Annotated in this window: 12 protein-coding genes; 10 read left to right on the top strand and 2 right to left on the bottom strand. The window is 61.8% G+C overall.

The genetic code is table 11. The annotated features are described in order from the left end of the window. Window positions 1-55 precede the first annotated feature (55 nt). The 7 genes from urtA to LRS11_RS10125 all read left to right on the top strand — a co-directional run bounded on the left by urtA (window position 56) and on the right by LRS11_RS10125 (window position 7234). Complete coding sequence (gene urtA / locus LRS11_RS10095; RefSeq protein ID WP_260496684.1) at window positions 56-1288, top strand: urea ABC transporter substrate-binding protein; 1233 nt, start codon at window positions 56-58, stop codon at window positions 1286-1288. A gap of 101 nt (window positions 1289-1389) precedes the next feature. Next, window positions 1390-2307 carry an urea ABC transporter permease subunit UrtB gene (gene urtB / locus LRS11_RS10100; RefSeq protein WP_182834328.1) on the top strand — a complete coding sequence of 306 codons (918 nt, stop codon included), beginning with the start codon at window positions 1390-1392 and terminating at the stop codon, window positions 2305-2307. 106 nt (window positions 2308-2413) lie between these two features. Further along, entirely contained in the window at window positions 2414-3586 is a 1173-nt protein-coding gene (gene urtC, locus LRS11_RS10105; RefSeq protein WP_260496685.1) for an urea ABC transporter permease subunit UrtC, read from the top strand. Next, window positions 3583-4344 (top strand): urea ABC transporter ATP-binding protein UrtD, encoded by a 762-nt coding sequence (gene urtD / locus LRS11_RS10110; protein WP_260496686.1) that lies wholly within the window; start codon window positions 3583-3585, stop codon window positions 4342-4344. Before urtC ends, urtD begins: the two co-directional genes overlap by 4 nt. Window positions 4345-4507: 163 nt before the next feature. Next, the gene (gene urtE, locus LRS11_RS10115) at window positions 4508-5197 is read left to right on the top strand and encodes an urea ABC transporter ATP-binding subunit UrtE (protein ID WP_260496687.1); all 690 of its coding nucleotides are present in this window, start codon (window positions 4508-4510) and stop codon (window positions 5195-5197) included. 326 nt (window positions 5198-5523) lie between these two features. Then, entirely contained in the window at window positions 5524-6753 is a 1230-nt protein-coding gene (gene fmdA / locus LRS11_RS10120; RefSeq protein ID WP_260496688.1) for a formamidase, read from the top strand. A gap of 133 nt (window positions 6754-6886) precedes the next feature. Further along, window positions 6887-7234 (top strand): FmdB family zinc ribbon protein, encoded by a 348-nt coding sequence (locus LRS11_RS10125; protein ID WP_260496689.1) that lies wholly within the window; start codon window positions 6887-6889, stop codon window positions 7232-7234. 228 nt (window positions 7235-7462) lie between these two features. Here LRS11_RS10125 and LRS11_RS10130 read toward each other — a convergent pair whose 3' ends face one another. Both LRS11_RS10130 and LRS11_RS10135 read right to left on the bottom strand, forming a co-directional pair. Further along, window positions 7463-7927, bottom strand: coding sequence for an REP-associated tyrosine transposase (locus LRS11_RS10130; protein WP_260496690.1), 465 nt, complete (start codon window positions 7925-7927; stop codon window positions 7463-7465). A gap of 101 nt (window positions 7928-8028) precedes the next feature. Then, entirely contained in the window at window positions 8029-9612 is a 1584-nt protein-coding gene (locus tag LRS11_RS10135; protein ID WP_260496691.1) for a peptide chain release factor 3, read from the bottom strand. 456 nt (window positions 9613-10068) lie between these two features. On the opposite strand from LRS11_RS10135, the gene LRS11_RS10140 reads away from it, so the two are divergent. From LRS11_RS10140 to LRS11_RS10150, 3 genes are all read left to right on the top strand, one after another. Next, a complete protein-coding gene (locus LRS11_RS10140) occupies window positions 10069-11232 on the top strand; it encodes a type III PLP-dependent enzyme (protein ID WP_260496692.1) in 1164 nt (387 codons plus the stop codon). A 183-nt stretch (window positions 11233-11415) separates the two neighbouring features. After that, complete coding sequence (locus LRS11_RS10145) at window positions 11416-13629, top strand: TonB-dependent receptor (protein WP_260496693.1); 2214 nt, start codon at window positions 11416-11418, stop codon at window positions 13627-13629. A 64-nt stretch (window positions 13630-13693) separates the two neighbouring features. Next, window positions 13694-14377, top strand: coding sequence for a Fe2+-dependent dioxygenase (locus tag LRS11_RS10150; RefSeq protein ID WP_260496694.1), 684 nt, complete (start codon window positions 13694-13696; stop codon window positions 14375-14377). The last annotated feature ends 64 nt before the right edge of the window (window positions 14378-14441 follow it).

Raw genomic sequence — 14441 nt, forward strand, 5'->3', positions numbered from 1 at the left:
GAACTGACAGCCGCAGGGCTGGCCGGGGAGGAAAACCACCCAGAGGAGCATGACCATGGATTCACCGACTCGCTTTCTCCCTCGTCGGCTAGCGTTGGGTGCTGCGGCACTCTCGCTGCTGGCGGCCACCGTGTTCGGCCAGATGGCCGTGGCGGCTGAGGTCAACACCACCGGGCTTGCTGTCACCGACACCGAAGTCACGGTCGGCCAGCTGCACTCGGCCACCGGCACCATGGCCATTTCCGAAACCGGTTCGATCCAGGCCGAGCGCCTGGCCATCGAGCAGATCAATGCCAGCGGCGGCATCCTCGGCCGGCAGATCAAGATCATCCAGGAAGACGGCGCCTCCGACTGGCCGACCTTCGCCGAAAAAGCCAAGAAGCTGCTGGTTGGCGACAAGGTCGCCGCCGTGTTCGGCTGCTGGACTTCGGCCTCGCGCAAGGCGGTGCTGCCGGTGTTCGAGAAGGAAAACGGCCTGCTCTACTACCCGACCTTCTATGAAGGCCTGGAGCAGTCGAAGAACGTCATCTACACCGGCCAGGAAGCCACCCAGCAGATCCTTGCCGGCCTCGACTGGATCGCCAAGGAGAAGGGCGCCAAGACCTACTACCTGATCGGCTCGGACTACATCTGGCCGCGCACCTCGATGAAGATCGCCCGCAAGCACATCGAAAACGTGCTCGGCGGCAAGGTGGTGGGCGAGGAGTACTACCCGCTGGGCAACACCCAGTTCGGCTCGCTGATCAACAAGGTCAAGCTGAAGAAGCCCGATGTGGTCTTCACCGCGGTGGTCGGCGGCTCCAACGTGGCCTTCTACAAGCAGATGAAAGCCGCTGGCGTGACCAGCGCCAAGCAGAACCTGCTGACCCTGTCGGTGACCGAGGATGAACTGCTCGGCATTGGCGGCGAGAACATGGACGGTTTCTACGCCTCCATGAAGTACTTCCAGAGCCTCGACAACCCGAACAACACTGCCTTCGTTGAAGCCTTCAAGGCCAAGTACGGCAAGGATGCAGTGATCGGTGACGTGACCCAGGCCGCCTACCTCGGCCCATGGCTGTGGAAAGCCGCGGTCGAGAAGGCCGGCAGCTTCGATGTCGACAAGGTCGCCGCAGCCTCCCCGGGCATCGAACTGGCCACCGCGCCAGAGAGCTACGTCAAGGTGCATGACAACCATCACCTGTGGAGCAAGACCCGCATCGGCCAGGTGCAGGCTGACGGCCAGTTCAAGGTGGTGTTCGAGTCCGACCTGATCGAGCCGAATCCTTTCCCCAAGGGTTACCAGTAAGCGCTGTCGACCACCTGTAGGAGCCAGCGTGCTGGCGATGAATGGATCGCCGGTACGCCGGCTCCTGCGGGGTTTTCTCTTCTCTTCTGGGGACCATCATCATGGAATGGCTATCGGAATTTGGTGCCATCGCGGCCATGCAGGGCTTCAACGGTTTGTCCGTGTTCTGCGTGCTGCTGCTGATGGCCCTGGGGCTGGCGATCATCTTCGGCCAGATGGGCGTGATCAACATGGCCCACGGTGAGTTCCTCACCATCGGCGCCTACACCACCTTTGTGGTTTCGGTGCTGACCGAGCAATACGCGCCGTTCTTCGGCCCGTACTACTTTTTTCTCGCCATCGTGCTGTCGTTTTTTATCGCCGGCGCGATTGGCTGGCTGGTGGAGTGGGCGATGATCAGCAAGCTCTATCAGCGCCCGCTGGATACCCTGCTGGCCACCTGGGGCCTGTCGCTGGTGATGCAGCAGGCCTTCCGCTCGATCTTCGGCGCCCGCGAAGTCAGCGCCACCCTGCCCGAGTGGCTGATGGGCTCGTGGAACCCCACCGAGGCCATCGACATTCCGCGTAACGGCCTGTTCGTCATGGGCCTGACGGTGCTGATCACCGGCATGATCTTCCTCATGCTCTACCGCTCGCGCTGGGGCCTGCAGGTGCGCGCCACGGTGCAGAACCGGGTGATGAGCCGCGCGGTGGGGATCAATACCAAGAAGGTCGACCGCATGACCTTTGCCCTTGGCTGCGGCGTGGCCGGGGTGGCGGGCGCGGCCTTCACCACCATCGGCTCGACCGGCCCGACTGCCGGTTCCCTGTACATCGTCGACACCTTCCTGGTGGTGGTGTTCGGCGGCGCGTCGAGCCTGCTCGGCACCATCGCCTCGGCCTTCAGCATTGCCCAGGCACAGTCATTGATGGAGTTCTTCATGAGCGGTTCGATGGCCAAGGTGTTCACCCTGTCGGCGGTGATCCTGATTCTGATGATGCGCCCGCAGGGGTTGTTCTCGATCAAGGTGCGCAAGTGATGCAGAAGTCGCTGTTTGGAGGCGCCAGCGTGCTGGCGATGACTCCCGCAGGATCGCCAGCAAGCTGGCTCCTACAGGGTGTGTTGTGCAATCAGGGGGCCCGGACATGAACCCGACACTCGATAAGTTTCTTGGCGGCAAGCAGGGTGCGATTGGCCTGGCGGTGCTGGCCACATTGATCCTGGTGGTGTTCCCGCTGGCGCTGGACGCCTTTCGCCTGAACATGGTCGGCAAGTACCTGACCTACGCCTTTGTCGCCGTGGGCCTGGTGCTGTGCTGGGGCTATGGCGGCATTCTCAGCCTCGGCCAGGGCGTGTTCTTCGGCCTCGGCGGCTACTGCATGGCGATGTTTCTCAAGCTCGAAGCCAGCGACCCGGAAAGCACCAAGATCCAGTCCACCCCCGGTATTCCGGACTTCATGGACTGGAACCAGATCACCGAACTGCCGCTGCTCTGGCAGCCGTTCCACAGCTTTGGCTTCACCCTGCTGGCGGTGATCGCGGTGCCGGTGATCCTGGCGCTGGTGATCGGCGTAGCGATGTTCAAGCGCCGCGTCGGTGACGTGTACTTCTCCATCGTCACCCAGGCGATTGCGCTGATCCTCACCGTACTGATCATCGGCCAGCAGGGCCTGACCGGCGGGGTCAACGGCATCACCGACCTGAAAACCCTGATGGGCTGGGATATCCGCGACGACAGCTCGAAGATGATCCTCTACTTCATCAATGCCTTCCTGTTGTTTGGCTGCATCCTGATCGGCCGTTTCATCCTCGCCTCCAAGCTCGGCCGGTTGCTGATGGCGATGCGCGACAAGGAAGAGCGGGTGCGTTTCTCCGGCTACGACGTGGCCAGCTTCAAGATCTTCGTGTTCTGCGTGGCGGCAGCGTTCTCCGCTATCGGCGGGGCGATGTTCGCCTTGCAGGTGGGCTTCATGTCGCCAAGCTTCGTCGGCATCGTGCCGTCGATCGAGATGGTGATCTTCGCCGCCGTCGGCGGGCGCATGTCGCTGCTCGGCGCGGTGTACGGCGCGCTGCTGGTCAACTACGGCAAGACCTACTTTTCCGAAACCTTCCCCGAGTTGTGGCTGTACCTGATGGGCGGGTTGTTTATCGCCGTGGTCATGTACTTCCCCAACGGCCTCGCCGGCCTGTGGGAAAGCCACGGGCGCAAATGGCTGGGCAAGCTCAGCCGCAAACCCGCAGCGGCCAGGACTCCCTCGCCAGCCGCAGAAACCCCGGCGGCCACTAGCCAACCCCGTGAACTGGAGACCACCCCATGAGCCAGCCAAGCGGATTTCAGATGCCCAAACCGGTGCTGGCCATCGAAGGCCTGAGCGTGTCGTTCGATGGCTTCAAGGCGGTGGACGACCTCAATCTGTACATCGACCGCAACGAAGTACGGGTGGTGATCGGCCCCAACGGCGCCGGCAAGACCACGGTACTGGACCTGATCTGCGGCAAGACCAAAGCCACCGCCGGCAGCATCCAGTTCGAGAACCGCGAGCTGACCAAGATGCGCGAGTTCGACATCGTCCGTGCCGGGGTTGGGCGCAAGTTCCAGAACCCCTCGATCTACGAAAACCTCACGGTGTTCGAGAACCTGGAAATGTCCTACCCCAAGGGCCGCAAGGTATTCGGCGCGCTGTTCTTCAAACGCAGTGCCGAGGTGATGGCGCGGGTCGAGGAGGTGGCCGCGGAAATCCTCTTGGCCGAGCAGCTGTATATGCAGGCCGACCTGCTCTCGCACGGGCAGAAGCAGTGGCTGGAAATCGGCATGCTGCTGATGCAGGACCCGGCGCTGCTGATGCTCGACGAGCCGGTAGCGGGCATGAGCGTCAACGAACGCCTGCAGACCGCCGAGCTGCTCAAGCGCATCAGCAAAGGCCGTTCGGTGCTGGTCATCGAGCACGACATGGAGTTCGTCAAAAGCATCGCGCACAAGGTCACCGTGCTGCACCAGGGCAAGGTACTGGCCGAGGGCAGCATGGAATCGGTGCAGAGCAATCCCAAAGTCATCGAGGTGTATCTGGGCCATTGAGGTGCCCTTCTTCCTTTGGGGGAGAGGGCGATCGGTACTGGAGCTTTTCGTAGGAGCCAGCTTGCTGGCGATCAATGCGCTGTCGATCCGCTGATCGCCAGCAAGCTGGCTCCTACAGAGTCATTCTTCGCTGGCCTCAGGCCTTGAGTGCAAGGAGTCAAACATGTTCAAGATCAGCAACCTCGCTTCCGGTTACGGCCAGAGCCAGATCCTCCATGACCTCAACCTGAACGTGGAAAAGCGCGAAATCGTCGCGGTCATGGGCCGCAACGGCATGGGCAAGACCACCCTGTTCAAGAGCCTGATGGGCGTACTGCCGCAATGGGGTGGGCAGATCAGCGTGGACGGTCGCGACATCTCCAAACTGGAAACCCACCAGCGGGTGGAGAGCGGCATCGCCTACGTGCCCCAGGGGCGGATGATCTTCCCCAGCATGAGCGTGCTGGAGAACATCCAGACCGGCCTGCCGGCCGCCGCCAAGGGCAAGGTGCCGGAAGACCTCTATGCGCTGTTCCCGGTGCTGTTTGATATGCGCTCGCGCAAGGGCGGCAACCTCTCTGGCGGCCAGCAGCAACAGCTGGCTATCGCCCGCGCGCTGGCCACCAATCCCAAGGTGCTACTGCTCGATGAGCCAACCGAGGGCATTCAGCCGTCGATCATCAAGGACATCGCCCGCACCCTGAAGGAGATCCGCAACCTGCGTGACCTGACCATCGTGGTCTCCGAGCAGGTGCTGTCCTTCACCCTGGAAATCGCCGACCGCTTCCTGGTCATCGAGAAGGGCAAGTTCGTGGTCGAGGAAACCCGCGACAGGGTCGACGAGGCGACCATCAGCCGCTACCTGTCGGTGTGAGTACTTTTCCCTCTCCCTAACCCTCTCCCGCAAGCGGGAGAGGGGACTGTTCGGCGTGAGGGTCATGTCTGACTGCGCTTTGCTCCCCTCTCCCATTTATGGGAGAGGGGCTGGGGGAGAGGGCAAAATTTCCTGTTTTACGGCTGGCGTGTTCTTTATGCGCTGGCCGCTTTTTCGTGCCTTTCAAAAAGCTGCAAGCCACGTCATCGCTGGCGCGGCGCATACGTCATCCGACGTATTTGCTGAATTCCCCGCCCGTTCAAGACTAGCTCCGTACCCCGGCGCAGTGGCGCCAAGTCCCCATCAATGGCCCCAGGAGCTCTGTCATGACCGAAACGCTGATCAAGGTCAATCTCAACCAGCCCGCCACCGAGAACGAGCAGATCCACAACCGCTGGCATCCGGATATTCCGATGGCCTGCTGGGTCAAGCCGGGTGACGATTTCATCCTCGAAACCTACGACTGGACCGCTGGCGCGATCAAAAACAACGACGACGCCAGCGACGTGCGTGATGTGGATCTGTCCACCGTGCATTACCTGTCGGGCCCGGTGGGCGTACACGGCGCCGAGCCGGGTGACCTGCTGGTGGTCGACCTGCTCGACATCGGCGCCATGGCCGACTCGCAGTGGGGCTTCAACGGCTTCTTCTCCAAGCAGAACGGCGGTGGTTTTCTGACCGACCACTTCCCGATGGCGCAGAAGGCCATCTGGGACTTCAAGGGCATGTTCACCAGCAGCCGGCACATTCCGGGGGTTAACTTCGCCGGCCTGATCCATCCCGGCCTGATCGGCTGCCTGCCGGACCACAAGATGCTCGCCGACTGGAACAAGCGCGAGCAGGAACTGATCGACAGCGACCCGCACCGCGTGCCGGCCCTGGCCAACCCGCCGATGGCGCCGACCGCGCACATGGGCAAGATGAAGGGCGAGGCCCGCGACCTGGCGGCACTGACCGGCGCACGCACCGTGCCGCCGCGCGAGCATGGCGGCAACTGCGATATCAAGGACCTGTCGCGCGGCTCGAAGATCTTCTTCCCGGTCTATGTTGCCGGCGCGGGCCTCTCGGTGGGCGACCTGCACTTCAGCCAGGGCGACGGCGAAATCACCTTCTGCGGCGCCATCGAAATGGCCGGCTGGGTGCACATGAAGGTCGAGCTGATCAAGGGCGGCATGGCCAAGTACGGAATCAAGAACCCGGTGTTCAAGCCGAGCCCGATCACCCCGCACTACAACAACTACCTGATCTTCGAAGGCATCTCGGTGGACGAGGCCGGCAAGCAGCACTACCTGGACGTCAACATCGCCTACAAGCAGGCCTGCCTGAATGCCATCAACTACCTGACCAAGTTCGGCTACTCGCCGGCCCAGGGCTATGCGCTGCTCGGCTCGGCGCCGGTGCAGGGGCATATCAGCGGCATCGTCGACGTGCCCAACGCCTGCGCCACGCTATGGCTGCCGACCGACATCTTCGACTTCGACATCAACCCCAATGCCTCCGGCCCGATCAAGCACCTCGACGGCAGCATCGACCTGCCCATCGCGCCGGACAAATGAGTTCCCTACCCGGGCGGGGATGGGGCTTTGGACGGCGTTCATCCCGGCCCGGGTGGCGAACACTCGGGACCTGTCACACCGCACTACCGGCTTGGCGGCCACGCGCCGCCGAACCGCTGCCCAGGAGTCCGTTATGCCGATCTATGAATACGACTGTGCCGACTGTGGCGACTTCACCCGCTTGCGGCCGATGGCCGAGCGCGACCAGCCCTGCGATTGCCCGTCCTGCGGCATGCAGAGTGGCCGGGTGATTCTTTCCGCACCGTGCCTGGCGACCATGCCTGGCAGCCAGCGCCGCGCCATCGCGGCCAACGAGCGCAGCGCCAACGCGCCGCAGACGCTCGACGAATACCAGCAGACGCGCAAGCACCCCAAGGGCTGCGGCTGCTGCACGCCGAACAAACCCCTGGCGCCAACCAAGGCCAACCCGCATGCCATAAAAGGCAAACCGGCCGGCCGGCCGTGGATGATCAGTCACTGACGCGACGTGCCAACCCATCCCATCCCTGTAGGAGCCAGCTTGCTGGCGATCTGAGTGGTTATCGTCTGGGCAATACCGCACCCAGAATGCACGGCGTTATTGCTACAGATGCACTGAGATAAAGAGGTTTAGCGCGTTGATCGCCAGCAAGCTGGCTCCTACACCGGCAGCACCGTGCCGTTCTTTGTAGGAGCCAGCTTGCTGGCGATCCGGCCTATCAGGTCACAATCAGATGGCATCCCACAGCGGATAATCGCCCAGCCGCTGAACTAACCCGGCACGCAATGGATTGGCGACGACGTAACGTGCGACTGCTTGCAAGTCTTCTTCTGCGCGCAAGGCGTGATCATGAAAACCCTTCAGCCAGACCTTCTCGCCTGTCCTGCCCGAGACCCTGTTGATGGTAATCGCGCTGCGTGATTTGGTGTTCTGCATAAGCTGCGACAGCGGCATCGCCCCCAGACCGACCAACCAATGCAGATGGTCCGGCATCACCACCCAGGCCAGTGATTCGACTCCACCTGCGTCATGCAGGTAGCGCATTTCCTTCACCAGCAAGCGGGCTAGCTGCCAATTCTGGAAAACGGCTTTGCGCTCATGGGTAATGGCGGTCAGCAGATAGATTCTGCCGGGTTCGCAGATACGCCCGCGTCGCAGCGCATGACCGCGATGGGCGAAGAGGCTGGAATCCATTCCAGAAGCTCCCTGAGTTCAGTTGTAGGAGCCAGCTTGCTGGCGATCAGCGTGCATATAAGCAGCTCGGATCGCCAGCAAGCTGGCTCCTACAGGGTAGGTCAGTGATGCTCGCGGGTGGCGCGGAATTTCACGTCCGGCCAGCGCTCTTCCATCAGCGCCAGGTTGACCCGGGTCGGCGCCAGGTAGGTGAGGTGACCGCCGCCATCCAGGGCCAGGTTTTCCACGGCCTTGTTGGAGAATTCCTCGAGCTTCTTCTTATCGCTGCAGTCGATCCAGCGTGCCGACCAGACGGTGATCGGTTCGTAGGAGCACTCGACCTTGTATTCCTCCTTCAGGCGGCTGGCGACCACGTCAAACTGCAGCACGCCGACCGCGCCGAGGATGATGTCGTTGCTGCGCTCGGGGAAGAACACCTGGGTTGCGCCTTCCTCGGCCAGCTGCTGCAGGCCCTGGCGTAGCTGCTTGGATTTCAGCGGGTCACGCAGGCGTACGCGGCGGAACAGTTCCGGGGCGAAGTGCGGGATGCCGGTGAAGCCCAGGCTCTCGCCTTCGCTGAAGGTGTCGCCGATCTGGATGGTGCCGTGGTTGTGCAGGCCGATGATGTCGCCGGCATAGGCCTCTTCCAGTTGCTCACGCTCGCTGGAGAAGAAGGTCAGGGCGTCGCCGACGCGCACGTCCTTGCCCAGGCGCACATGGCGCATCTTCATGCCCTGGCTGTATTTGCCGGAGCAGATGCGCATAAAGGCGATGCGGTCGCGGTGCTTGGGGTCCATGTTCGCCTGGATCTTGAACACGAAGCCACTGAACTTCTCTTCCACCGGTTCCACGGTGCGCTCGTTGGCTACACGGGCCAGCGGCTTCGGCGCCCAGTCGACCACGGCGTCGAGCACATGGTCGACACCGAAGTTGCCCAGCGCGGTGCCGAAGAACACCGGGGTCAGCTGGCCGTCCATGAATTCCTGTTGGTTGAATTCGTGGCAGGCGCCTTGCACCAGCTCCAGCTGTTCGAGGAAACGCTCGTACTCGTCACCCAGATGGGCGCGGGCCTCGTCGGAGTCGAGGTGCTGGATGATCTTGGTTTCGGTGCGCTCGTGGCCGTGGCCCGGGGTGTAGACGATGATGTAGTCGTCGGCCAGGTGGTACACGCCCTTGAAGTCGCGGTAGCAACCGATCGGCCAGGTGATAGGCGCTGCTTTGATTTTCAGTACGGCTTCGATCTCGTCGAGCAGTTCGATCGGGTCGCGGATATCGCGGTCGAGCTTGTTGATAAAGCTGACGATCGGCGTGTCGCGCAGGCGGCACACGTCCATCAGGGCAATGGTGCGTGGCTCCACACCCTTACCGCCGTCGAGCACCATCAGCGCCGAGTCCACCGCAGTCAGGGTGCGGTAGGTGTCTTCCGAGAAGTCTTCGTGGCCGGGGGTGTCGAGCAGGTTGATCATGTGCTCGCGGTAGGGGAACTGCATCACCGAGGTGGTGATGGAGATGCCGCGCTGCTTCTCCATTTCCATCCAGTCGGACGTCGCATGGCGGTCGGACTTGCGCGATTTCACCGTGCCGGCCACGGCAATCGCCTTGCCCATCAGCAGCAGCTTCTCGGTAATGGTGGTCTTACCGGCGTCGGGGTGGGAGATGATCGCGAAGGTACGGCGCTTGCCGACTTCGATGGCCTGAGTGGTCATGGTGTGGGAACCCGTCGACACGTAGTCGGTTGTTAAAGGTAAGTCGGTTGTCAAAAGTAGTCGGTTTGTCAAAAAAGGCGGCGATTATAGCGGGAAACGTGGGCCGCGCGGCGCCCGGCTGGCGCTCAGGCGTGCCGGGGTTTTGTGCAGCATTCCGGACGTTTTGTTGAGGATTAAAAACAGTCAATCAGGCAGGCGACAACCGGGTGCAAAACAGCGGCAATTTTTGATTGATCTCAGGCCCCCATGGTCCTAAAGTTCGCGCCCGAACGTCCATGCTGGAAACGATCCATCCGGCTCAAGTACTGACGACGAGAGGCCCGCAGGGTTCTCGGCGACATGCCTTGGGAAGTAGGCGAACCAAAGTGGGGAAACGGATTAGGCGTTCGCGGCTCTTTATCCAGAGCCATCCCTGTTAAGCACCCATTGCTTGCTTTTACCCATTTGGAGTCCCGCATGCCGATCGCGATCGAAGACTACTACCCGCGCGCTACCTTCCAGAAGATGAAGGACTTCGCCGACACCCAGGAAACCCCCTTCGTGGTGATCGACACCGCGATCATCAGCCAGGCCTACGATGACCTGCGCGCCGGTTTCGAATTCGCCAAGGTGTACTACGCAGTCAAGGCCAACCCGGCCACCGAGATCATCGAGCTGCTGCGCGACAAAGGTTCGAACTTCGACATCGCTTCTATTTATGAGCTGGACAAGGTGCTGGCCACCGGCGTCGGCCCGGAGCGCATCAGCTACGGCAACACCATCAAGAAATCCAAGGACATCCGCTACTTCTATGAGAAGGGCGTGCGTCTGTATGCCACCGACTCGGAAGCCGACCTGCGCAACATCGCCAAGGCCGCGCCGGGCGCGAAAGTCTATGTGCGCATCCTCACCGAAGGCTCGACCACGGCCGACTGGCCGCTGTCGCGCAAGTTCGGCTGCCAGACCGACATGGCCATGGACCTGCTGATCCTCGCCCGCGACCTGGGCCTGGTGCCCTACGGCCTGTCCTTCCACGTTGGCTCGCAGCAGCGCGACATCTCCGTGTGGGATGCGGCGATTGCCAAGGTCAAGGTGATCTTCGAGCGCCTGAAAGAAGAAGACGGCATCGAGCTCAAGCTGATCAACATGGGTGGCGGCTTCCCGGCCAACTACATCACCCGTACCAACAGCCTGGAAACTTACGCCGAGGAAATCATCCGTTTCCTCAAGGAAGACTTCGGCGACGACCTGCCGGAAATCATCCTCGAGCCGGGCCGCTCCTTGATCGCCAACGCCGGCATCCTGGTCAGCGAAGTGGTGCTGGTCGCGCGCAAGTCGCGTACCGCCGTCGAGCGTTGGGTGTATGTCGACGTGGGCAAGTTCAGCGGCCTGATCGAAACCATGGACGAATCCATCAAGTTCCCGATCTGGACCGAGAAGAAAGGCGAGATGGAAGAAGTAGTGATCGCCGGCCCGACCTGCGACAGCGCCGACATCATGTACGAGAACTACAAGTACGGCCTGCCGCTCAACCTGTCGATCGGTGACCGCCTGTACTGGCTGTCCACCGGCGCTTACACCACCAGCTACAGCGCGGTGGAGTTCAACGGCTTCCCGCCGCTGAAGGCCTTCTACCTGTAAGGTTTTCGTCAGCTGCATACAAGCCCCGCCCCATGGCGGGGCTTTTTATTGGGCCTTATATTCCGGGGCTTGTACGTTAGTTCCAGATTGAATGTAAAGAAATTGTAAAGAATGCATGTTTATCTTGTTTGATAATAATTCCTAAATAAAATCACGCCTCATTTTGAACGGGGAGTGATTCTTATGCACAAGAAAGTCGCCGCATCCGCCTTGCCGCAGCGTCGCCTGCTGGCCTCTGCCATCGGTTTTGCCATTGCTTCTTCTGCCGGTCTGAGCCTGGCTGCCGAACAGTCTGACGGCACCCTGCAGCTCGACAAGGTGAGCATCGAGGGCAAGCAGGAGCAGTCCTACAAGGTCGATCAGGTGTCCTCCCCGAAATACACCGCGCCGCTGCTGGACACTCCGCAGACCGTCACCGTGGTCCCGGCCGAAGTGATCAAGGAGCAGAACGCCCTGAGCTTGCGCCAGGTGCTGTCCAATGTCTCCGGCATCACCTTCGGTGCCGGCGAGGGTGGCAACTACGGCGACAGCATCAACATCCGCGGTTTCAGCGCCACCAACAACCTGATGGTCGATGGCCTGCGCGACAGCGCCAACATGACCCGTTCCGACATGTTCAACCTGGAAATGGTTGAAGTGGTCAAAGGCCCGAGCTCGGTGTATGCCGGTGCCGGCGCCACTGCCGGTTCGATCAACATGGTCAGCAAGACCCCGAGCCTGCGCGAGTCGAACAACCTGCAGGCCGGTCTGGGCACCGACGGCTATCATCGCCTGGCTGCCGACATCAATCAGCCGCTGGACGGCATCGAAGGCGCGGCCTTCCGTCTCAACCTGATGGCCCACGAGAACGACGTGGCCGGCCGCGAGCAGATCAACTACGAGCGCTGGGGTATTGCCCCGTCCGTGGCCTTCGGCCTGGGCACGCCGACCCGCCTGACCCTCAGCTACCTGCACCAGTCCGACGAGAACCTGCCGGAATACGGCCTGCCCGCCATCGCCGGCAAGGTGCTGGATGGCGTCGACCGTGACGACTACTTCGGCTTCCGCAATATCGATACCGAAGAAGTCGACGTCGACTCCTTCACCGCCAAGATCGAACACGACTTCAACGATCTGGTCAGCCTGAACAGCATCACCCGCTACAGCGAGACCGATAACCGCACCGTCACCACCCGCAGCTACGTGGAGACGCTGGGTAACGGCCAGTACCAGTACCGTTCGGGTAGCGGCAATGGTCGCGATACCACCAGCAAGCTGGCGATCAACCAGACCAACCTGGTGTGGAACTTCGCCACCGGCTTCATCGACCACTCGCTGGTCACTGGTATGGAAGTCTCCCGCGAGACCGTCGACAAGACCAACTTCAGCAACAACCTGGATCTGGATCTGGTCTACGACCTGGACAACCCGCCTGGCTACTACAACGGCCCACGGCACAAGACCAACACCTCCACGGTGGACGCCGAGCTGACCGATCAGGCGTTGTACGTGTTTGACACCCTGGCCCTGAATGACCAGTGGGATCTGACCCTGGGCGCCCGTTGGGAGCGCTATGAAGGCGAGAACGACGAGAAGGATTTCGAAGACGATACGCGTACCCAGCTGGAGTCCACCGACGAGATGCTCAGTGGTCGCGTCGGCCTGGCCTACAAACCAGTGGAAAACGGCACCATCTATGTGGCCTGGGGCAACTCCTACAACCCCTCGGCGCAAGGCCTGGCTACCACCGGTACCGGCTTGAACGAAGGCAACGAAAATCTCGATCCGGAAAAGAACGAGACCTGGGAACTGGGCACCAAGTGGGAGCTGCTGGATCAGCGCCTGGCACTCAATGCCGCGATCTTCCGTGTCGACAAGACCAATGGCCGCGTCGAGCTGGATGACGGCTCGTTCGAGCTGCAGGGCGAGCAACGCGTGGAAGGCTTCGAGCTGGGCGCCTCGGGCAAGCTCACCGACAAGTGGCAGGCCTTCGCCTCCTACACCCAGCTGAGCAGCGAAGTGCTCAAGGCTGCGCCGGGCGAGGATCAGGTGCAGGAAGGCCAGGCCTTGGCCAACACGCCGCCACGCTCGTTCAGCCTGTGGACCAGCTACCAGCTGCCGGCTGATTTCGAGGTGGGTTACGGCGCGCAGTTCGTCGACGAGCGTAATGTGGCGGTGGCCACCCGTGATACGCCGCCGCAGGCCAGCCGCGCCAAGATCGATTCCTACTGGGTACATGGCGCCATGCTCGGCTACCAGGCCAGCGAGGAGCTGCGCCTGCAGCTGAACGTCAACAACCTGTTCGACGAGGAGTACTACGATCGCGTACGGACCAGCGCCGGTAGTGCCGACAACACCGGTGGCCTGGTGCCGGGCGATGGTCGTTCGGCCGTGCTGAGCGCCAACTACTCGTTCTAACGCTTGGCTGTTTTACCCGGAGCCCCGCTTGTGCGGGGCTTTGGCTTATCAGGAGAAACGCCAGATGATGGTGCATATTCCCCGGGTGCTGAGCCCGGAGCAGGTCGCCGAATGCCGCCAGTTGCTGCAGCAGGCACAGTGGATCGATGGCAAGGCCACCGCCGGTTTCCAGTCGGCCATGGCCAAGGACAACCTGCAGTTGCCGCAGGACTCAGCGCAGGCCCGGCAGATGGGCGAGCTGATCCTCCAGGCCCTTAGCCGCAATCCGCTGTTCATCTCGGCGGCCTTGCCGAGCAAGGTGTTCCCGCCGCTGTTCAACTGCTACCAGGGCGGCCAGTCCTTTGGCCTGCATGTGGATAACGCGGTGCGCGAAGTGCCGGCAACGGGCGAGCGCATCCGCACCGACCTGTCGGCCACCCTGTTCTTCACCAATCCGGACGAGTACGACGGTGGCGAGCTGCTGGTCGAAGACACCTACGGTGCGCACAGCGTCAAGCTGCCGGCCGGCGACATGATTCTCTACCCGTCCACCAGCCTGCACCGGGTCAGCCCGGTGACTCGCGGGGCGCGGGTCTGCTCGTTCTTATGGCTGCAGAGCATGGTGCGCGACGACGGCCAGCGCAGCCTGCTGTTCGATCTCGATTCGAGCATCCAGCAGCTCAACCGCGAACTGGGGGCAGGGCATGCCAGCAGCGTGCAGCTGACCGGGGTGTATCACAACCTGCTGCGGCGCTGGGCAGATGTATGAAGCCTGTCGGCGCAGGGTAAAGACTAGGTAAAAGATCTCAGGTGCAACTAATTCGCAACTAGAA

Source organism: Pseudomonas sp. J452, assembly GCF_024666525.1.
Classification (GTDB): Bacteria; Pseudomonadota; Gammaproteobacteria; order Pseudomonadales; family Pseudomonadaceae; genus Aquipseudomonas.

Excerpts from the sequence above, each read along its gene's own strand:
- urtA (WP_260496684.1), top strand. The coding sequence starts at position 56 with ATGGATTCACCGACTCGCTTTCTCCCTCGTCGGCTAGCGTTGGGTGCT.
- urtB (WP_182834328.1), top strand. The coding sequence starts at position 1,390 with ATGGAATGGCTATCGGAATTTGGTGCCATCGCGGCCATGCAGGGCTTC.
- urtC (WP_260496685.1), top strand. The coding sequence starts at position 2,414 with ATGAACCCGACACTCGATAAGTTTCTTGGCGGCAAGCAGGGTGCGATT.
- urtD (WP_260496686.1), top strand. The coding sequence starts at position 3,583 with ATGAGCCAGCCAAGCGGATTTCAGATGCCCAAACCGGTGCTGGCCATC.
- urtE (WP_260496687.1), top strand. The coding sequence starts at position 4,508 with ATGTTCAAGATCAGCAACCTCGCTTCCGGTTACGGCCAGAGCCAGATC.
- fmdA (WP_260496688.1), top strand. The coding sequence starts at position 5,524 with ATGACCGAAACGCTGATCAAGGTCAATCTCAACCAGCCCGCCACCGAG.
- LRS11_RS10125 (WP_260496689.1), top strand. The coding sequence starts at position 6,887 with ATGCCGATCTATGAATACGACTGTGCCGACTGTGGCGACTTCACCCGC.
- LRS11_RS10130 (WP_260496690.1), bottom strand. The coding sequence starts at position 7,927 with ATGGATTCCAGCCTCTTCGCCCATCGCGGTCATGCGCTGCGACGCGGG.
- LRS11_RS10135 (WP_260496691.1), bottom strand. The coding sequence starts at position 9,612 with ATGACCACTCAGGCCATCGAAGTCGGCAAGCGCCGTACCTTCGCGATC.
- LRS11_RS10140 (WP_260496692.1), top strand. The coding sequence starts at position 10,069 with ATGCCGATCGCGATCGAAGACTACTACCCGCGCGCTACCTTCCAGAAG.
- LRS11_RS10145 (WP_260496693.1), top strand. The coding sequence starts at position 11,416 with ATGCACAAGAAAGTCGCCGCATCCGCCTTGCCGCAGCGTCGCCTGCTG.
- LRS11_RS10150 (WP_260496694.1), top strand. The coding sequence starts at position 13,694 with ATGATGGTGCATATTCCCCGGGTGCTGAGCCCGGAGCAGGTCGCCGAA.